The sequence below is a fragment of the Blautia sp. RTP21359st1_E11_RTP21359_211015 genome (assembly GCF_040910705.1).
Classification (GTDB): Bacteria; Bacillota; Clostridia; order Lachnospirales; family Lachnospiraceae; genus Blautia_A; species Blautia_A fusiformis.
Map to the genome: position 1 here is coordinate 1 of NZ_JBDGAB010000035.1, position 19,783 is coordinate 19,783.

The 19,783-nt window shown below is 46.4% G+C and carries 18 protein-coding genes; 17 read left to right on the forward strand and 1 reads right to left on the reverse strand.

What is annotated here, in order from left to right:
* The 12 genes from AB5026_RS12270 to AB5026_RS12325 all read left to right on the forward strand — a co-directional run.
* The coding region (locus AB5026_RS12270) for an acyltransferase family protein (protein ID WP_368213401.1) at positions 1-1,211 on the forward strand (1,211 nt) is incomplete at its 5' end.
* Between the two features lie 7 nt (positions 1,212-1,218).
* Complete coding sequence (locus AB5026_RS12275; protein WP_015525326.1) at positions 1,219-2,520, forward strand: adenylyltransferase/cytidyltransferase family protein; 1,302 nt, start codon at positions 1,219-1,221, stop codon at positions 2,518-2,520.
* A 3-nt stretch (positions 2,521-2,523) separates the two neighbouring features.
* Entirely contained in the window at positions 2,524-4,803 is a 2,280-nt protein-coding gene (locus AB5026_RS12280) for a LicD family protein (protein ID WP_114001937.1), read from the forward strand.
* 31 nt (positions 4,804-4,834) lie between these two features.
* Positions 4,835-5,989, forward strand: coding sequence for a LicD family protein (locus AB5026_RS12285; protein WP_114001936.1), 1,155 nt, complete (start codon positions 4,835-4,837; stop codon positions 5,987-5,989).
* On the forward strand, positions 5,982-7,799 hold the full coding sequence (locus AB5026_RS12290) for a thiamine pyrophosphate-binding protein (RefSeq protein ID WP_147603116.1): 1,818 nt from the start codon (positions 5,982-5,984) through the stop codon (positions 7,797-7,799). The genes AB5026_RS12285 and AB5026_RS12290 overlap by 8 nt, the downstream gene beginning before the upstream one ends.
* A gap of 1 nt (position 7,800) precedes the next feature.
* Positions 7,801-8,538, forward strand: coding sequence for an SDR family NAD(P)-dependent oxidoreductase (locus AB5026_RS12295; protein ID WP_118515827.1), 738 nt, complete (start codon positions 7,801-7,803; stop codon positions 8,536-8,538).
* 326 nt (positions 8,539-8,864) lie between these two features.
* Positions 8,865-9,014 (forward strand): 50S ribosomal protein L33, encoded by a 150-nt coding sequence (gene rpmG, locus AB5026_RS12300; protein ID WP_044961412.1) that lies wholly within the window; start codon positions 8,865-8,867, stop codon positions 9,012-9,014.
* A 25-nt stretch (positions 9,015-9,039) separates the two neighbouring features.
* The gene (gene secE, locus AB5026_RS12305; RefSeq protein ID WP_015525331.1) at positions 9,040-9,246 is read left to right on the forward strand and encodes a preprotein translocase subunit SecE; all 207 of its coding nucleotides are present in this window, start codon (positions 9,040-9,042) and stop codon (positions 9,244-9,246) included.
* A 15-nt stretch (positions 9,247-9,261) separates the two neighbouring features.
* Positions 9,262-9,783: a transcription termination/antitermination protein NusG gene (gene nusG / locus AB5026_RS12310; protein WP_015525332.1), complete on the forward strand. Its 522-nt coding sequence runs from the start codon at positions 9,262-9,264 to the stop codon at positions 9,781-9,783.
* A gap of 68 nt (positions 9,784-9,851) precedes the next feature.
* On the forward strand, positions 9,852-10,277 hold the full coding sequence (gene rplK, locus AB5026_RS12315; protein WP_015525333.1) for a 50S ribosomal protein L11: 426 nt from the start codon (positions 9,852-9,854) through the stop codon (positions 10,275-10,277).
* Positions 10,278-10,372: 95 nt separating this feature from the next.
* Positions 10,373-11,068, forward strand: a complete 696-nt coding sequence (rplA, locus tag AB5026_RS12320; protein WP_015525334.1) for a 50S ribosomal protein L1 — start codon at positions 10,373-10,375, stop codon at positions 11,066-11,068.
* Positions 11,069-11,319: 251 nt separating this feature from the next.
* The gene (locus AB5026_RS12325) at positions 11,320-12,315 is read left to right on the forward strand and encodes a serine hydrolase (RefSeq protein WP_349045543.1); all 996 of its coding nucleotides are present in this window, start codon (positions 11,320-11,322) and stop codon (positions 12,313-12,315) included.
* A 145-nt stretch (positions 12,316-12,460) separates the two neighbouring features.
* Here AB5026_RS12325 and AB5026_RS12330 read toward each other — a convergent pair whose 3' ends face one another.
* Positions 12,461-13,183: a GntR family transcriptional regulator gene (locus AB5026_RS12330; protein ID WP_349045542.1), complete on the reverse strand. Its 723-nt coding sequence runs from the start codon at positions 13,181-13,183 to the stop codon at positions 12,461-12,463.
* Positions 13,184-13,474: 291 nt separating this feature from the next.
* Between AB5026_RS12330 and AB5026_RS12335 the strand changes: the two genes are divergently transcribed.
* From AB5026_RS12335 to AB5026_RS12355, 5 genes are all read left to right on the forward strand, one after another.
* On the forward strand, positions 13,475-14,443 hold the full coding sequence (locus AB5026_RS12335) for an SIS domain-containing protein (RefSeq protein ID WP_015525336.1): 969 nt from the start codon (positions 13,475-13,477) through the stop codon (positions 14,441-14,443).
* A gap of 37 nt (positions 14,444-14,480) precedes the next feature.
* A complete protein-coding gene (locus AB5026_RS12340; RefSeq protein ID WP_237972548.1) occupies positions 14,481-15,338 on the forward strand; it encodes a PfkB family carbohydrate kinase in 858 nt (285 codons plus the stop codon).
* A gap of 15 nt (positions 15,339-15,353) precedes the next feature.
* Positions 15,354-16,856 (forward strand): ABC transporter permease subunit, encoded by a 1,503-nt coding sequence (locus AB5026_RS12345; protein ID WP_092073601.1) that lies wholly within the window; start codon positions 15,354-15,356, stop codon positions 16,854-16,856.
* Positions 16,849-17,571 carry an amino acid ABC transporter ATP-binding protein gene (locus AB5026_RS12350; RefSeq protein WP_021651269.1) on the forward strand — a complete coding sequence of 241 codons (723 nt, stop codon included), beginning with the start codon at positions 16,849-16,851 and terminating at the stop codon, positions 17,569-17,571. Before AB5026_RS12345 ends, AB5026_RS12350 begins: the two co-directional genes overlap by 8 nt.
* A 937-nt stretch (positions 17,572-18,508) precedes the next feature.
* Positions 18,509-19,783: pyruvate formate lyase family protein (locus tag AB5026_RS12355; protein ID WP_368213405.1), on the forward strand; the 1,275-nt coding region annotated here is incomplete at its 3' end.

Here is a 19,783-nt window from a genome sequence, read left to right on the forward strand (position 1 = left end):
CCATTTTTCACATGCCTGCTTTTATTTTTATATCTGGATATCTTTCCAAGAAGCCACAGGATGTACTGAAGAATGTGAAGAATCTGCTGATCCCTTATATTCTTGGATACAGTCTGACCTGGTATGCTTATATCTGGACCGGCAGAAGCATGGATTATGAGCTGCTCCGTCCGTCCGGAACAGTTATGTGGTATGTGTTGGCACTGTTTATCTACAGGCTGACTATCGAAGCACTTGGCAAGATACGTTTTATCGTGCCTCTGAGCATTATTTTTGCATTGTGGGCAGGAACAAGACCGGAATTTACGACTTATCTTTCAAGCTCCAGGATTGTTGTATTTTTTCCGTTTTTTGTGGCAGGCTATCTGTGGAAGAGTGATTACACAGACGTGGTCCGTAAATTCAAGGGTAAATGGATCCTGCTCCTGGTTTCAGCCCTGCTTTTGTATGCAGTTCCGAATTTTATGATCGCCAATGAGATCCCGGTAGATATTTTCCGTGGGAATCATACGTATCAGTTATCGGGAATGGATGATATCACAGGAATGCTGATCCGCCTTCTGATGTATCTGGTATCTTTTGTGCTGGTGCTGACGTTTCTGGCATTGATCCCGGATGTGAAGCTGCCGGTTACCTTTGTTGGAAGAAATACCATGGGGATTTATTTTTTCCATTATCCGATCATGATCGTACTCAACGGCCTGCTTCTTCTCAGCATCCCGCAGATGCTGAATGTCTGGGTGCTTTTCGGAGTATCCTGGATGCTTGTGCTGATCCTTGGAAGCAAGCCGGTATCTTTCCTCTACGGAGGGGTACTAAACCTGCTTACATTTATTCTGTTCAAACGTGAGAGGCAGGTGCAGGATGAAGGACTTGAGGATGAATATGATGAAGATGACCGTTATGAGATCATACTGAAAAGAAAGAAAGCCATTGAGGAGCTTGCGGCAACTCTGGACGAGGAGGATGCACGTAAGGTGAAGGACGATGTGGCGGCTGTACTGGAACATGAGACAGAAGAGACGGAAGAAATCCGTGGCGAGGATTTCTTTGTAGATGAGGATCTTGAGATGGAGGAAGGCATGGATGATGCCGGAGCTCCACAGGAATTTGAGCAGCTCCAGGACCTGGATGATATATTAAAGATCACAGAACCGCAGGGGGAAATGGAAGTGCTTTTGAAAAATAAAGAAGAGAAAGCGCAGGATTAAATTAATAATGAAAAAAGTCATTACTTACGGTACCTTTGATCTGTTCCACCAGGGACATTACAATATTCTGAAAAGAGCCAGGGAGCTGGGGGATTATCTTGTTGTGGGTGTCACCAGTGAAAGCTATGATATCGAACGCGGCAAGCTGAATGTACAGGACAGCCTTCTGAAGCGTATCGAAAATGTCCGCAAGACTGGTTTTGCGGATGAGATCATTGTAGAGGAATATCAGGGGCAGAAGCTAAATGACATTACAAAATACAATATCGACCTTCTGGTAGTCGGTTCGGACTGGCGTGGCAAATTTGATTATCTGAAGAATTACTGTGAGGTCGTTTATCTGGAACGTACCAAAAATATTTCCAGTACCAAGCTCAGAAGTGAGGGTATGATCTACAGCATGGGCATTGTTACGGATGATACAGAGGACAACGAAATGGTGATGGAGTCCAAGTATGTCAGCGGACTGCATGTAGAAAGTGTGTATTCCGAGGACGTTTTTGTTGCGAGAGAATTCTGTGACAGATACGAACTTGACTCTTATGGTACAGATTACGGGCAGTTTCTGGAAGGATTGGATATCATTTATATCCGATCCGGTCTGAAAAACAGGGCAGATTATATCCGAAAGGCACTGGAATGTGATAAATATGTGATCAGTGACACGCCTATGGCTCTGGAACCGGAAGAGATAAGAGAGCTGTTTGCACTGGCAAAGGCACATCAGGTTGTTCTGGTAGAGAAGCTTACCATGGTCTATCTGCGCGCGTTTACACAGCTTGTCTGGCTGACACATGGAGCGCTTGTGGGAGATGTGGTAGCTGTAAAATGCGCGATTTCTCAGGATGATTTTGAGGGCGGAAAAAATTTCAGCGAAACAGTCAGCCAGGCGCTGTGTGCATGCATCAAGCTTCTCGGTAAGGATTACCTGGAGGTGAAGAGCAATGCGGTGAAAAGCAGTGACGGCTGCTTTATTTATGATATGATCACGATGAAGTATCTCCGGGCACTGGCGACCATTGAGATTGGAACAACGGTGGATGTGGAAAACGAGCTTGCGATCATCGGAACCAGGGGGCGTATCACCGTACCCGGTGACTGGTGGAATACCGGATATTTTGAAGCCAAAATAGAAGGTCAGGAATTCCTGAAACGCTACAGCTTTAATTTTGAGGGAAATGGTCTTCGCTATCTGCTTCAGGAGCTGGTCATCATGATTCGTGACAGACGGACAGAATGTACGAGATTTTTTTATGAAGAATCAGAAACTCTGGCTGAGCTTTTGAAAATAATTAATCAAAGAGGTTGACAGATGACAGAAAAACAGAAGCTTCTTTTGCAGCTCTTCCGGGAGGTTGATGCGATCTGCAAAAAGCATGATCTTAGATATGTAATGGCCGGAGGTACTCTGATCGGTGTTCTTCGAAATGAAGGCTTTATCCCATGGGACGATGATGTGGACATTTACATGCCCAAAAGTGACTGGGATAAATTTGTAGAAATATGTCAGAACGAGATGCCGCCGAACCGGGCGGTTTATTGTGCAGAAGTGGATCGTAATTATACCAACGGTTTTCCGCGCTACGGAAGTACGGATACCTGTGCGATCCACAAGCATCAGATCATAGGGGACGACAAGGCTGGTGAGATCATTGACGTACTGACTCTGGATCCCATTCCGGATGATGACCGTGAGTATGAGAAATACCGGGACCATATGATGATCTATACGGAACTTCTGAATATCAGCATGGTCGTGGGAGTCAGATGGGAAATTTCTCCCTGGCGGTATCTGTACTGGCTTTTCCGCTATACCTTCTGCGGAAAGGACAGAACCTTAAAGAAATTGGAGAAGATCATGTTTTCTTATAAAGAAGAGGAGTGCAGCCGCTATGCCATGCGATGGGGAGGCTGCCCGTTTCTTTTTGACAAGGATATGATGTTCCCTGTAAAATATATGGACTTCGAGGGCGAAAAGGTTATGATCCCTCACAGGACCAGCGATTATCTGATCTGGCATTACGGGGACGAATGGTCCTATATACCGCCTCATGGGGAAAGAGAATCTCATGAGTCTGTTGATGTTCCGGGCGCCAGCTATCAGGAGGTGCGGGATGAATATATGCCAAGGATCGACAAAAAACGTATCCGCAGACAGATGCTTTTCCGCAAATTCTACTGCCTTCTTATGGCAAAGGGAGACCATAAACAGGATGACAGACGAAGAAGGATCAAAGCCGGTGTTGTAGCCCGGGATGTGTCTGCCCGGCTGATGAGATCCGAAAAAACAGCGGAGACCCTGCTGAAAGAGAGAAGATATGATGTGCTTGGTGAGATCTTTGAGGAGTATTACCGTGTACAGCTCAGCATGGAGTTTATCGGGCGTGAGGATTTTAACGGGATCCGTCCGTTCTATCATCCGATCCTGATCCCGCTGGAGGATAAGGCTTTTCAGGCGGCTATGCTGACACTGATCTATCAGGAGCGTGTTTCCAAGGCATACCGTATGTACGAGGTACGCAAGAAAATGGATCATCTTACTCCGGAAATGGAGCAGACAGTGGAGGATATCCGCCGTTTCCGAAAAGCAGCCAGCCACTATGAATTTAAAGAAATGCAGGAAGCAGAGGCGATCGTGGATGATCTTCTCAGAAAATATCCGGATGCTCCGGGATTCCTGAAATTTAAATGTCGGTTTGTGATGGAGCGCCTGGAAGGACCGCAGAATGCTTCGGAAGCGGAGAAATTTCTGTCTTACTGCCTGAGAGTATTTCCCCAGGATGGATATTTTATGAAATATAAGGGGGATCTTCTCTGGAAAAAGGGCCTCCGGAACGAAGCAATGGCAGAGTATCTGAAAGCCAGAGAATGCACCAATAACGGCATTGTGCAGCTGGAACTGGATAAATTCCTGAAAAAACAGAAGTCCCAGGCGATCCGAGACTGTCGGGATCTGCTTGTAAGCCAGAGAAGATCAGAAGCACTCTCTCTGATGGAATTTTGGAGCAGACTGATGCCGGAGGATGAGGAGATCAGAGGCGCTCTTTATCTTGCGAAGGTATATTCCGTCCGTACAAAAGGGGAGCTGGAAGAGCTGGTGAGAGAGCTTTGCAAAGAACTGGGGATCACCGGTAATTCTCCAAGGGAGGGAACCCTTGAGGAGCCAGTGTACAAAGAGGCACTTACCTGTGCATGGCAGAGATTCGGCTATCCCAAAGCACTGGCAGAGGGTCGTACCAGGATCCTGTGCAGTGATGAAGAGGGCGAGATGGAATATCTGGCAGAGGAGATCCGCAGCTTTCTGGTCCATAAGGAATGGCAGGGAGAGGTATACAAGCTTCTGGGAGATATCCGGAAGAAACAGGGGCGTACCCGGGAAGCCTTCGAAAATTATTTCCTAGCATTGGATCATGAGCCGCATCCCTATATAAAAAATGAGCTTTCTAGGATCTTCCTGGAGGATCTTTACGATGGAAGCCGGCGTACCGGATTTTTCGCAAAGAAGGCAGACGTGACAGAATTTCTGAACAGCTGGCTGGATAAGTATAAAAGTCAGGAGGAGCTTCAGGAGCTTCTGAAGCGGATCCTGTAATGACAGATCAACAGAAACGAGGCAGAGTGTATTGAACAGAGAACAGCAGAAAGTACTGGAACTTCTAAAAGAAATAGATACCATATGCAGAAAAAATAAGATCACATATTATCTTTCTCCGTATCTTACCCTCTGTGCGGTAACGGAGCGCCCTTTTCCCATGAATCCGGCAAGCAATGATATTTATATGAAGACCGGTGATATGGCCCGGTTTAAAAATATCTTTGATGAAGAACCAGAGTTGCGTAGAACTCTGGAATCTATGGAGAATAACAGCCGTTTCCCCGGATTTTTTCTGCGTTATACAGATAAAGATACATTGTTTTATAAGCTGGACGAGTATGGAAAATACAAACATCCGGGACTGGGGATCAATATCCTTCCGCTGCAGTGTGAATATGGCCCAAAGGGAAAATATCTCTGGAACCGTATGCGCGAAGAGGGATGGAAAAGAATCTACGGAAAAAAAGGCGAGTGGCGGAACCGGCGTGAGCTGGGATGTATCTGGATGGTGCGAGTCCTTTCTCTTTGCGGACGAGGCTGGCTGGCAAAGAGCATATTCCGGGATCTGCTCCGGCAGCCGCAGGATGGCGCAAAAACCTATGTACTCCGATATTTTGACCAGAATCTTTATTTTCCTGCGCATATTTTTGAAAATCCCGGGGAGGCAATGCTTGGAGGAGAATCCTTTATGGTCCCGGGAAACACAGACAGCTATCTCACCCGGGCCTACGGCAAAAATTATCGAAATAAGTCAATGGAAAACTATGTTCCCGGCTCGCTGGTGGTGTGCAGCACACTGATCCCATGCGAGGAATTTCTGCAGCAGTCAAAGGAACTGAAGAAATTTGCTTCTGTCAGGAAGAAAAGGGAAAAGCGCAGGCAGTTTGGAATGAATTACCGGGAATATCTTGCACAGTGCTGGGATTATGCAAAATTCTGCGGGGAAAAATATACCTGTGCACTGGCTTATCGCAAAAAGCTCAGCTATATCCGGAATCTCTTCAAAAATGAAGATTATGTGGAACTGGAAAAAGCATTTGCGGGATATACCAGGATGAACGATCGCTGTCTGAAATATGAAGAAGCATTTGAAACAGATCCGGAGGTTTTTGACCTGTATCTTAAGTATCTGGAAAAAACAGGAAGGATCTCGTATATGGAGAAGGTAAAAAAATATGTCTAAGGTCAAGCTTACAGATTATGTTGTGGAATTTTTGCAGAAAAAAGGGATCCATGATTTCTTTGGATACCAGGGAACCATGATCGCACATCTGGTAGATTCCATTGAGAAGAATCCCCATGCAAGAAGTCATTCCAGCTATCATGAGCAGGGAGCTGCTTTTGCCGCCTGTGGTTATGCTCAGGCAAAGAATGCCTGCGGCTGTGCCTATGCCACCAGTGGTCCGGGAGCTGCCAATCTGCTTTCCGGTGTGGCAGATGCGTATTTCGATTCTCTTCCGGTGATCTTTATCACCGGACAGCTGAATACCTATGAATATTCCGGTATTACAGGCCTTCGTCAGCAGGGCTTTCAGGAGATCGATATGGTTTCCATGGCAAAGCCGGTAACTAAGTACGCGGTGCAGGTCCGTGATCCGAAAAATATCGTTCGTGAACTGAATCTTGCATGGCAGATCGCCAATACAGGTCGAAAGGGACCGGTTCTTATCGATCTTCCCATGAACGTGCAGAGAGGCGAGGTGGAAGATCCGGTTTATGATATGGAATTTTCCGAGGAAGAGATCGAGACAGCTGTATATGGAAAAAATGATCCGGAAAACGGGGCAGCCTTTTACAAGGATGCAGTTGCAAAGGCGGATTCTTCTGATGGAGCAGAGGCGGCAGAATATATTCTGAATAAGATCAGGACTGCAAAACGGCCGGTATTTATGATCGGTCACGGAGCTTCCGGAGAAGCAGAAAAAATGCTCACAGATCTAGCGCGTGCCCATCACATTCCGGTGATCACAAGCGTACTTGCCCGGTCCGCACTGAGCTTTGATGATCCTTTGAACTTCGGGTGCATCGGAGGTGCCTACGGACACCGGTATGCAAATATGATCGCCAATGTAAAAAGCGACCTTCTGCTCTGCTTTGGAATTTCCCTGTGTACCCGTCAGATTGGTACTAAGGTTCATGAGTTTGCGAAGAATGCCGAAATCATCCGTGTGGATATTGATCCTTATAATCTTCAAAGAGAGATCCATGCGGGAAGAGAAGGTGAGAAATGCTTTTGCGTCAGCGCAGAGACTGTGGTGCGTAAGCTGACAGAGCAGCAGGCACAGATCGGTTCCTATGAGGAATGGCTTGCTGTCTGCCAGAAGATCCGTAAGGAACTCTGGAAAGTGGACGATGAGACACCGCAGCGTTATCCGAACCGCATGATCGCATACTTGAGTGATCAGCTTTCCGATACCGGAGCGGTTGCTGTGGATGTGGGACAGCATATGGTATGGAGCTATCAGTCCTTCCACAATCAGCAGGGGCAGAAGACACTTTTTTCCGGCGGACATGGTGCTATGGGATATGCACTTCCGGCGGCTATCGGAGCTTATTATGCTACCGGCAAGCCGGTGGCATGTATCTGTGGAGACGGAGCCTTCCAGATGAATATCCAGGAGCTGCAGTGGGTGAAGCGCGAGAATATCCCGGTGAAGATGATCGTAATGAATAATGAGGCGCTGGGAATGATCCGTCATCTTCAGAGAGATTATTTTGACTGTGTATATGCGGATACCTCCGATGGCAGCGGATTCTCATCCTGCGATTTTACAGATGTGGCGCAGGCTTACGGAATTCCTGCAAAGCGCATCCAGGGAGAAGACGTGGAAAAATATGCCGGTGGATTCCTGGAGCAGAACGGGCCGGAGCTTCTGGAGATCATGCTGGAGCATGGAACCTACGCATACCCGAAGACCTGTCTGGGCGAGCCGATCCACAATCAGCAGCCTTATATACCGAAACCGATATTTGATGAACTGATGGAGCTGTAAAATGGGAAAAATAACTGTGATCACAGGCGGTACCTCCGGAATCGGAAGAGGGATCGCCGAAAAGATCCTGGCAGAGTCAGCAAAAGCTGACAGGATCTTCGTAACATATGGACATGATGAGAAGAAGGCACTGTCGTTTCAGGAGAGCCTTCCTGAGGAAAAAAGATCTCAGGTGACTTTGATAAAGGCAGATATGTCTTCCTATGAAGAGATGATGGTTTTTGTGGAGGAGCTGAAAAAGCAGACAGACCATATTGACTGGCTTGTAAGCAATGCCGGCATCAGTACCTACGCAAAATATGAAGACTACAGCTTTGAGGAGTGGACACGGATCGTAAACACCAATCTTTCCGTACCTGTATTTATGGTAAAAGAGCTGAGATCCATGATGGTGGAGGGCGGCAGTGTGCTCTTTACCGGTTCCTATGCAGGACAGCAGGCGTATTCTTCCTCCCTTGTATATGGAGTCACCAAGGCAGCCATCCATTTTCTGACAAGATCCCTGGTAAAGGAATTTGAGCCAAAGGGCATCACAGTCAACGCTATTGCACCTGGCTTCATCGAAACTCCGTGGCACAGCGCTCGCACCCAGGAGAGCTACGACCGTATCAACCGGAAGATCGCACTCCACAGGTTTGGAACTGTGGAGGAAGTGGCGGATATGGCTTATGCAGTGCTGTCTAACGGATATATGAACGGCAGTGTGGTGGATATCCACGGTGGTTATGACTACTTTTAATAGAAGTTGAAAGTGTGCAGGAAGACAGAAGAAGACATGTTGTGCCTGCACATAAGGGTCTTCTTATTACTTTCTGTACAGGGGCGACGTCCCGAAAACGAAATGCAGCGAAGCAGAATCGGGTTTGCGCACTTGAGACGTCCGTACGGAATCTGTGAAATTCTTTATATTTAAGCGAAAAAGGCTTGACTTGCACACCTGCTCTGTGATAAAATTGACGAGCGACATGGAAGTTAGGTCTTTTTTTTATGCCCGAAAATGACGACGGATATACGTTCCGGGCGGCATAGAAGACCATGCAAATGAAAACACTGGAGGTGGAAGTTGTGCGCGTTAAGATTACATTAGCATGCACCGAGTGCAAGCAGCGTAACTACAATATGACGAAGGAGAAAAAGAACCATCCTGAGAGAATGGAGACCAAGAAATATTGTAAGTTCTGTCATACACACACTCTGCACAAGGAAACAAAGTAATCACAGAGATTTGTGAGGTTATGCTATGGAAAAACAGAAATCTGAGGATAAGCCGCAGAAGAAAAGTTGGTTTCAGGGACTTCAGTCAGAATTTGAGAAGATTGTCTGGACAGACCGTCCCACACTGGCAAAGCAGACTGTTGTGGTCGTGATCATCACGATCATCCTGGCAGTGGTTATCAGTGTAATGGATTCCGGAATTCTGGAATTCATTAATTTCTTAATGAAGTAAGGACAAGGTGATTATATGTCAGAAGCAGCAAAATGGTACGTTGTCCATACCTATTCCGGGTATGAGAACAAGGTAAAAGCCAACATTGAAAAGACGATCGAGAACAGACACCTGGAAGACCAGATCCTGGAGGTACGTGTTCCGCTGCAGGATGTAGTGGAGATGAAGAACGGAACCTCAAGACAGGTTCAGAAAAAGATGTTTCCAGGCTATGTGCTTCTCAATATGGTGATGAATGACGATACCTGGTACGTTGTCCGTAATACCCGCGGTGTTACGGGATTCGTAGGACCGGGATCAAAGCCTGTGCCTCTTACAGAAGAGGAAATGATGCCGCTTGGTATCCAGAAACCGGATATCGAAGTGGACTTCGCAGAGGGCGACATGGTAGTCGTTACCGGTGGTGCATGGAAAGATACCGCAGGTGTGATCACAGGTATCAACATGCAGAAACAGACGGTAACGATCAATGTTGAGCTTTTCGGTCGTGAAACACCGGTAGAAATAAGTTTCACAGAAATCAAAAAAGCTGAGTAATTCAAAAACAAGGTAACAGCAAGTGGGAGGGACACACCCCCGCCAATACCACATAGGAGGTGCCGAAAATGGCAAAGAAAGTAACAGGATATATCAAATTACAGATTCCGGCTGGTAAAGCAACTCCAGCACCACCTGTAGGTCCGGCTCTTGGACAGCATGGTGTAAACATCGTACAGTTTACTAAGGAGTTCAACGCAAGAACAGCTGATCAGGGAGATCTTATCATCCCGGTTGTCATCACTGTTTACGCTGACAGAAGTTTCAGCTTCATAACCAAGACTCCGCCGGCAGCAGTTCTTCTTAAGAAAGCTGCAAACATCAAATCTGGTTCCGGTACACCGAACAAGACCAAAGTAGCTAAAGTTACTAAGGCACAGGTTCAGGAGATCGCTGAGCTGAAGATGAAAGACCTCAATGCAGCATCCATCGAGGCTGCTATGAGCATGATCGCCGGTACAGCAAGAAGTATGGGAATCGAAGTCGTAGACTAATAAATACCGAAGCTTAAGTTCGGGGTTCCCGTAGAAAAAGTGAAATTTTCAAGTGGGAGGGCTTTTCCCCGCAAATACCACAGGAGGTTATAGAAATGAAACGAGGAAAGAAATATGTGGAAGCTGCGAAAGCAGTAGACCGCGCAACATTATATGATGCACCAGAGGCTATCAGCCTTGTTAAAAAAGCAGCTGTAGCTAAGTTCGACGAGACCATCGAAGTTCACATCCGTACAGGCTGCGATGGACGTCACGCAGATCAGCAGATCCGTGGAGCAGTTGTTCTGCCACACGGAACAGGTAAAAAAGTTCGTGTACTTGTATTTGCTAAAGATGCTAAGGCAGAAGAGGCAAAGGCAGCAGGAGCAGACTTCGTAGGAGCTGAGGACCTCATTCCGAAGATCCAGAACGAGGGATGGCTTGACTTTGACGTTGTAGTTGCAACACCGGATATGATGGGCGTTGTAGGTCGTCTTGGTCGTGTACTTGGACCGAAAGGTTTAATGCCAAATCCGAAAGCTGGTACTGTAACAATGGACGTAACAAAAGCTGTTAACGACATTAAAGCAGGTAAGATCGAGTATCGTCTTGACAAATCCAACATCATCCATGTTCCGATCGGAAAGGCTTCCTTTACCGAGGAGCAGTTAAGCGACAACTTCCAGACGCTTATGGGAGCTATCACAAAGGCTAGACCTAGCACACTGAAAGGTCAGTATCTGAAGAGCGTTACAATCGCTCCGACAATGGGACCTGGTGTTAAGCTTAACCCGATTAAATTAGCTCAGTAATAAATTTAAATACCCTGTACAGAGGAAACTTTGTATGGGGTATTTTTTTATATATTTATACACCTTGATTTTTGGGGGCAAAAATCCTACAATAAGGCACAAACAGAGTTGTAACAGACCGAAAGCTCATCAGAGCTTTTTCATATAGATTTTACAGAAGAAAATAATAATCATGTTAATATAAAAAAGATGTGGAAAACGTTTCTGTAAGTAAAACTTACAGATGAATTTGTCGGAACAGGGAGTATAAATTGAAATCAAAAAAGCGTAAAGCGAAGAAAATAAAAAAACAGGTAAACAAAATAAAAATGATACTCTGCCTGGTGGTAGAGGCTATCGTGATCCTGACACTTGTAGTGATCATCGGCTGGAATAAAGGGGTAGGTGACTGGATGGAGTCTCTGCAGAGACCGGTTGTCCGTAAGCTTGAGATGAGCGGTATCAACAGTCCCTATGCAGTGCTGATGCAGGTAAAAGGCGGAAAGATCATCGGAAATATGAAGGGCGATGAGAAGGTCTATCCGGCTTCCATGACGAAGATCATGACGGTGATCGTGGCTATTGAGAACCTGGATGATCTGGATCAGGAGATCACTCTGACCCAGGAAATGTTCCAGGGGCTTTATGAGCAGGATGCCACCCAGGCAGGCTTTCAGCCCGGTGAGACCGTGCGGGCCATCGACCTTCTTTATGGTGCCATGCTGCCATCCGGTGCGGAGTGTTGTATCGCACTGGCGGATACCGTAGGCGGTTCCAGGGATGGATTTGTGGAGCTGATGAATAAGAAGGCACAGAGGATTGGAATGAATGGTACACATTTCTGTGATACGACAGGGCTTCATGATCCGGATCATTACAGTACAGTGAGAGATATTGCGGTGCTGCTCAGGTATGCGCTTCGGAACGATACGTTCAGAGAGATCATTGAGAGTCCGCGGCATTCCACAGGAGTGACGAATATCCATCCCAGCGGGATCACATATTACAGTACCATGTTCAAAAATCTTTCTGACCCTTCCGTTACCGGCGGCAAGATCCTGGGCGGCAAGACAGGATATACCAGCGAGGCGGGTCTGTGTCTTGCAAGCTTTGCAGAGGTCTACGACAGGGAATACATATTGGTAACGGCAGGCGCATCGGGAAATACCGGAAGCCCACTCCATGTGGAGGATGCGGTGACGATCTATAACCGCCTTGGAAAGGCCATTGAGGCACAGATGACAGGCAGTGATGGATCGGAGTCTTGAAAAGATAAAGGATAAATTTTGTGTATCGCGAAGCGTGTTGCAGAGAACGGAGTGAACAGTAATATTTTTGGATAAATAAACACTGGCACAGAGGTGTATGCTGCTGTATTGGCAGCATAACGCTTCTGTGCCGTTTTTTGATTCTTCAAAATGAAATCGTATAGCGGGAACCTGCAATGTATTCACGGCTGATGTAAAGCGGTTTTCCATCAGGAGCTTCCATATAGGAATCCAGGATCAGCATGGGATCGCCGGAAGACAGACGCAAAGTTTTTGCCATATCCGGGGAGGCTGCAGTAACAGAAATAGTGCTGCGGCTGGATTCTGCGATCGTACAGCGGTAGGTGTTTTTGATATATTCAAAAAAAGAACCGTTTTCTACAGCGTTCGGATCAAAATCCGGGAAAAGCCGTGTGGGGAGCCAGGTGTGAACATCAATAACCGGAATACTGTCAGCCAGAAGAAGACGTTCCAGGAAAAAAACTTCCTCATCCGAAGTAAGCTGCAGAAAATCAGAGGTTACGCTGGTCGCAGGTTTTTTGCAGAAGGACAGTACGTGAGATTCCGGAATCCGGTCATTCTGACGGCAGGATTCGGAAAAACTCATATTTTTCTGGGATTCAAATTTCCGGAAGATCATGGGGGATTTTACAAAGGTTCCTTTTCCCTGATGCTTGATAAGATAGCCCTGTGTGCAAAGCTCCTCCACGGTACGTCGGACAGTGATTCGGCTGACATGGTAAAGATCGGCAAGCTCCGGCTCAGGAGGGATTTTTTCTCCGGGCTTATAAGTACCGTTTTTGATCTGCTGGGTGATGATATCCATAAGCTGCTTGTAAAGCGGCTGGATTGAATTTTTATTTAACATGAAAATATCCTTTCTGAGGTTGTTCATAAAAGATATTTTACTATAGTGCGGATGTATTTGTCCAGTAAGGGACAAACCTCTGCAGTGCGTCAGAAGGTATATTGGATGAATAATTAATCATAAATAATGAATATACTCTTTACTATAACGTTATAATATGTTATATTCTTCAAAAAGGTAAAATGCAAAAGTACAAGAAGGAGAAATTTATCTGAAAATCCGAAAAAACCTGTATTTTCAATGGATTCAGAGGATTACCAGACGAATTTCCACGAAAACCGGAGGATGAAAATGGACGCAGTAAAAATCGTAAATAAGATCAACAAAGAGCATGGAACAATCAAAAATGTGTATTTTCTTGCATGCGGAGGATCTCTTGTGGATCTGTATCCGGGATATTATTTTGTCCGTGCGGAATCCGCAGTGATGGATGCACAGTGGATCCCTGCAAGAGAGTTTGCACTGACACCGCCGAAGAAGCTGGGAAAAGACAGTCTTCTGATCATCTGCTCCCACAGTGGCAAGACAAAGGAGTGTCTGGAGGCAGCAAAAACAGGAATGGATGCAGGTGCGGCTGTTGTTACAATGACACATGCGCCAGGTTCCCCATGTGATACCGATAAATGGATCTCCGTTGTATACGACTGGGCACCGGGGGTAAAGGAAGCAGAGAAGCCTCAGGGAATCGTACTTCGTATTCTTAATGAGCTGATGAAGGTACAGGAGCCGGGATATAAGCTTTACGATAAGATCGTGGAAGGCTTTGAAAAGATCGATGATGTTATTGCAGCTGCAGTGAAGGATCAGCAGAATGCAGCATGGCTTTTTGCAGAAAAATATTCAGAGGAACCGAACCTCTATATCATGGCATCGGGAGCTTCCTATTCTCAGGCATATGGCTTTGCGATCTGCTCACTTCAGGAAATGCAGTGGATGGATTGCGGATATCTGAACAGTGCGGAATATTTCCACGGACCGTTTGAGGTAACGGATGAGGATCATCTTTATATCCTTATGATGAGCCGGGGCAGAAACCGTATGATGGATGAGCGTGTGCTGACTTTCCTTGAAAAATACGGAAAGAAATACGAAGTGATCGATGCAGATAAGCTTGGTATGGAAGCAATTGATGACAGCTGTGTGGAATATTTTACCCCGATGCTGTTCTACACCATGACGACCGTTTACCGTACCGCTCTCCAGGATAAACGCCGTCATCCGCTGGATATGAGAAGATATATGGGCGTTGTAGAGTACTAAAGGTGCTGCTGTGCCTGTGCACAGAGAAAGGGAAAATATGAGTAAATACAGTACAAAGCTTCTTGGCTTCGGAGACAATGTAGTGGATATCTATGATCATCTGAAAACCATGTATCCAGGCGGAAACTGCGTAAACGTCAGTGTTTACGGAAAGATGGCCGGATGTGAAAAAACAGCGTATATGGGATATTTCGGAGATGACGACAGAGCAGAACTGATCATGGATACACTGGAAAAAATCGGCGTGGAAACCGTAAAGTGCAGACAGCTGCACGGCGAGAACGGTTATTCCAGGATCACATTAAAAGACGGAGACCGTGAGTTCCTGGATTTTAATGATGGTGGTATCCGTGGAAAAACACCGTATATCCTTGATCGTTTTGATCTGGAATATATGAAAGGCTTTGATGTGGTACATAGCGGAAATTACTCTTTTACGGAGGAAGAGCTGCATAAGATCAAAGAGGCGGGAATTCCGGTTTCTTTTGACTTTTCTGATGATTCCACAGAGGAATATTATGAAAAAACAGCACCGGAGGTTACTTACGCATTTTGCTCCTTTGACGGAACCGACCAGGAGGCAGAAGAGCATCTGAAAAAGATCATCTCCATGGGGCCGAAGCTTGCCATGGCCTCCAGAGGAGCCAAGGGCTGCATTCTTTATGACGGAAGGAATTTTTACCGACAGCCGGCAGCGCCGCTTACGGAAGTAAAAGATACTCTTGGCGCCGGGGATTCACTGATCGCATCTTTCCTTACCGGGTATATCGGAAGAATGAAAAACGGCATGGCGGAGGAAACCGCGATCTGTGAAAGTCTTGAAGAGGCAGCTGCTTTTGCAGCGGGCATCTGTGGCATGGAAGGTGCTTTTGGCTACGGAAAAAAATATGAATAGCAGGAGGGGAAAATAATGGGACGCAATGGAAAAAGCAGAGCTCTTATCTGTTTTGTACTGTGTATGATCATGGCTTTGCCGGTATATTTCAGCAGTGCAGTGGCAGTAAAAGCGGCAGAACAGCAGACCATCGTCATAGGAACGAACGCAGAGTATTCACCGTTTGAATACCTGGATGATAATGGAAATATTACAGGTTTTGATTACGATCTTCTGGAGGCGATCGCCAAGGAAGAAAACGTAAAGCTGGTATGGAAGGATATGCCCTTTGATTCCCTGATGGGTTCCATGGAGGCTGGTGATGTACAGGTGATCGCAGCCGGGATCGGACCTACGGAGGACCGTAAAAAAAGCGTTGATTTTTCCGATGTTTATTACACCGGTACACAGTGCATCATCAGCCGTAAGGATAATCCGATCAAGGATTTTGAGGAGATGTCCGGAAAAACCGTTGCAGTTCTGGAGGGTGCACAGAGTGATATGATCGCATCCGGCGAGACTACCGATTACGGTGAAGTTAAGGATGCCAAAGTAAAAAGATTTAAAAACGCTTCCAGCGCAGTCATGGAGCTGAAAAACGGTGGAGCAGATGCAGTTCTGATCGACAATATCATGGCTGAGATCTACTGCAAACAGAACTCAGATCTGCAGTATGAGTCCGTGCCAAGTACAGCAGAGGATACGGTTTTCTGCATTGAAAAAGGAAACACAGAGCTTGTCCAGATCATCAATGACGGGCTTGCAAAAGTAAAAAAATCCGGGGAATATGATGATCTTTATCAGAAGTATTTTGTGGACACACTTGAAAACAGCGAGGATGTGACAGATGTAGCAGCAACCGATGGTTTTCTGGGACTTTTAAGCTTTATTTTCCTTCAGGATAATCGTTGGAAGTTTTATATTAATGGTCTTGGGATTACACTGATCGTTTCCCTTTTGTCAGTGATCGTAGGTATCCTGATCGGTCTTGTAGTGGCTCTGGTACGTCTTGGAGCTGCGAAAAAAGGCAGAAGAACCATTCTTTCCACGATCGCGGATATTTATGTTGATGTGATTCGTGGAACACCGTCAGTCCTTCAGCTGATGATCATCTATTTTGCAGTGTTCCACAGCAGGCTGGGATATGTGGCAGCAGTGGTCAGCTTCGGTATCAACAGCGGTGCATATGTTTCCGAGGTTATCCGCGGAGGTATTTTATCTGTAGACAAGGGCCAGAGCGAGGCAGGTCGTTCTCTGGGCCTTGGGTATAAAGATACCATGCGTTTCATTATCATTCCGCAGGCTGTAAAAACCATCCTTCCGGCAATGGGTAATGAGTTTATCCAGCTGATCAAAGAAACATCTATTTTAGGTTATGTAGGTATCATGGATCTGACAAAAGCGGCAAGCTATGTTTCTTCCCGTACTTATCAGATGTTCATACCGCTGATCGTTGCAGGTATCATGTATTATCTGATCGTGAAGTGCCTGAGCCTTTTGCTGAAGAGATTTGAAAGGAGACTGAGAGAAAGTGATTGATGTTAAAAATCTGAAAAAGTCCTTCGGGGACGTACACGTATTAAAGGGAATCACAACTCACGTAAACAAGGGTGAGTGTATCTGCATCATCGGTCCGTCCGGCTCCGGAAAATCTACATTTTTGCGCTGTCTGAACCTTCTGGAAAAACCGGAGGAAGGCGAGATCACCGTAAACGGACAGCAGCTTCTGGATCCGAAGCTGGATGTAGATAAATTCAGGGAAAATGTGGGAATGGTTTTTCAGCATTTTAATCTGTTTCCAAATATGACAGTATTGAAAAATATCACCCTTGCGCCGGTGCGCCTTGGCAAATGGAATGTAGCGGAAGCTGATCAGAAGGCGAGGGCTCTTTTGAAAAGAGTCGGCCTTGAAGAAAAAGCCGATGTCTATCCCGGAAAGCTTTCAGGCGGACAGAAGCAGAGGGTTGCCATTGCCAGAGCCCTTGCAATGAATCCCCAGGTGCTTCTGTTCGACGAGCCGACATCAGCTCTTGATCCGGAGATGGTCGGAGAGGTTCTTGAGGTTATGAAGGAGCTTGCAAAAGAAGGCATGACCATGCTGGTGGTTACCCATGAGATGGGATTTGCAAGGGAGGTCAGCGACAGAGTGCTCTTTATGGATGATGGGGTGATTCTTGAGGATAGAAATCCGAAAGAACTGTTTGGGGATCCTCGAGAGGAAAGGACGAAGGAGTTTCTTTCCAAAGTATTGTAGGGTTTTTCTTGGAAAAGTTTTGCTTTGAAAAAGCGGGGAAATTCGTGGGGAGGGGAGGCACTCGGAGTTGCGAAGCCCGTTTCCCCTCCCCACACCCCACCCCTCCGGGCACGCCGCTGTGCTACGCCTTGGAGTGTGTTAATTTATCGGCTTAGTCCTGTATGCTGCTGTATTGGCAGTGTCAGGCTGAGCCGATTTTTGTTTCGTCGGACGGGAAAGCGGCCCGCGCAGCGGGCCTGTTCCCTGTTGTTAATGGGAGCGGGTTTATGCCAGTGATGCGACAACAGGCAGGAGCAGATTAGCGCCAGCAATAGAACAACAGGCAGGAGCAGATTAGCGCCAGCAATACAACAACTACCAGGAACAGGTCTGCTGCGCAGACCGCCTCCCGTCCGGCGGAACAAAAAAAACGGCTCAGCCTGACGCTACCAATACAGCAGCATACAGGCATTTACCAATACACTACCCCATACCACAGCGCAGAACAGCGACGTGCCCGGAAAGGGGGAGCGCGAGGGGGAAAAGCGGGCTTCGTAACTCCGAGCGCCTTTCCCCCTCGCAAACTTGCCCACGCCAAAGTGTCCCCCCGAAAGGGAAACCCCACTGCCAAAGTGTCCCCCAGAAAGGGAAACCCCACTGCCAAAGTGTCCCCCAGAAAGGGAAAGAGCTCCACTGCCAAAGTGTCCCCCCTGGAAAGGAAACGCCCTCCGCCAGGAGCGTCCGTCAGACGCCCGACATTGTACAATATCTGGTACAATTTTCTCATTATTTTTATCAATAATACAATTACATGTATATTATAAAGAACATACTTCCAAGCTGTTGACTTTAAATTCGGAATCTGTTATCTTATGGTCGTCATGAGAAATGTTATATATTACTAACTGCGCGGGCGGTGAACGAAATATTGAGACAACAGGAAAGGATGTGTAACAAATTGGCAAAAGTTGATTTTGAACAGTGGAATGGTTTTAAGGGTGATCGTTGGAAAGAGAAGATCGATGTTCGTAATTTCATCAGTATGAACTATACACCATATGATGGAGATGCTTCCTTCCTGGAAGCACCAACAGAGGCAACAGATAAACTCTGGGGCAAGCTTCAGGAGCTTCAGAAAGAAGAGCGTGCTAAAGGCGGCGTTCTTGATATGGAGACAGAGGTAGTAACAGGAATTACAGCATACGGTCCTGGATATATCGATGAGGAACTCAAAGACCTGGAGCAGGTTGTAGGTCTTCAGACAGACAAACCTCTGAAACGTGCTTTCATGCCATACGGCGGAATTAAAATGGCAGAGCAGGCATGTGAGACTTACGGATACCATGTAAGCGACAAGATCAAAGATGTTTTCAACAACTATGAGTTCAAAACACACAACCAGGGTGTATTCGATATCTACACACCGGAGATGAAGAGAGCACGTCACAACAAGATCCTTACAGGACTTCCGGATACTTACGGACGTGGACGTATCGTAGGTGATTACAGACGAGTTGCTCTTTACGGAATTGATTATCTGATCGCAGGTAAAGAGAAAGACTTCGCAGCATGCGACCGTCAGGGTATGAGACGTTATGACTTCCAGCTTCGTGAGGAGATTGCAGATCAGATCCGTGCTCTGAAGAAGATGAAAGAAATGGCTCAGATCTATGGCTTTGATATTTCCCAGCCGGCTAAGAATGCAAAGGAAGCATTCCAGTGGCTGTACTTTGGATATCTTGCAGCGATCAAAACTCAGAACGGAGCTGCAATGAGTGTTGGACGTATCTCCACATTCCTTGATATCTATATTGAGAGAGACCTTGAGAACGGAACTCTTACAGAGAAAGAGGCACAGGAGCTTGTTGACCATATCGTAATGAAATTCCGTATGGTTAAATTCGCTCGTATCCCGTCTTACAACCAGCTCTTCTCCGGTGACCCGGTATGGGCAACTCTGGAAGTAGCAGGTATGGGACAGGACGGACGTTCCATGGTAACAAAGAACGACTATCGTTTCCTTCATACACTTGAGGATATGGGACCGGCTCCGGAGCCGAACCTTACAGTTCTCTACTCTTCAAGACTGCCTGAGAACTTCAAGAAATATGCAGCAGACATCTCTGTTACAACAAGTTCCATCCAGTATGAGAACGATGATGTTATGCGTCCGGTATGGGGCGATGACTATAGCATCTGCTGCTGTGTATCTGCTACAGAGACAGGTAAAGAG

What these genes read in the sequence shown, in the direction of transcription:
- AB5026_RS12345 (WP_092073601.1), top strand. Translation starts at nt 15,354, where the DNA reads ATGGGACGCAATGGAAAAAGCAGAGCTCTTATCTGTTTTGTACTGTGT.
- AB5026_RS12335 (WP_015525336.1), top strand. Translation starts at nt 13,475, where the DNA reads ATGGACGCAGTAAAAATCGTAAATAAGATCAACAAAGAGCATGGAACA.
- AB5026_RS12330 (WP_349045542.1), bottom strand. Translation starts at nt 13,183, where the DNA reads ATGTTAAATAAAAATTCAATCCAGCCGCTTTACAAGCAGCTTATGGAT.
- AB5026_RS12295 (WP_118515827.1), top strand. Translation starts at nt 7,801, where the DNA reads ATGGGAAAAATAACTGTGATCACAGGCGGTACCTCCGGAATCGGAAGA.
- AB5026_RS12280 (WP_114001937.1), top strand. Translation starts at nt 2,524, where the DNA reads ATGACAGAAAAACAGAAGCTTCTTTTGCAGCTCTTCCGGGAGGTTGAT.
- rplK (WP_015525333.1), top strand. Translation starts at nt 9,852, where the DNA reads ATGGCAAAGAAAGTAACAGGATATATCAAATTACAGATTCCGGCTGGT.
- AB5026_RS12290 (WP_147603116.1), top strand. Translation starts at nt 5,982, where the DNA reads ATGTCTAAGGTCAAGCTTACAGATTATGTTGTGGAATTTTTGCAGAAA.
- AB5026_RS12340 (WP_237972548.1), top strand. Translation starts at nt 14,481, where the DNA reads ATGAGTAAATACAGTACAAAGCTTCTTGGCTTCGGAGACAATGTAGTG.
- nusG (WP_015525332.1), top strand. Translation starts at nt 9,262, where the DNA reads ATGTCAGAAGCAGCAAAATGGTACGTTGTCCATACCTATTCCGGGTAT.
- AB5026_RS12275 (WP_015525326.1), top strand. Translation starts at nt 1,219, where the DNA reads ATGAAAAAAGTCATTACTTACGGTACCTTTGATCTGTTCCACCAGGGA.
- secE (WP_015525331.1), top strand. Translation starts at nt 9,040, where the DNA reads ATGGAAAAACAGAAATCTGAGGATAAGCCGCAGAAGAAAAGTTGGTTT.
- rplA (WP_015525334.1), top strand. Translation starts at nt 10,373, where the DNA reads ATGAAACGAGGAAAGAAATATGTGGAAGCTGCGAAAGCAGTAGACCGC.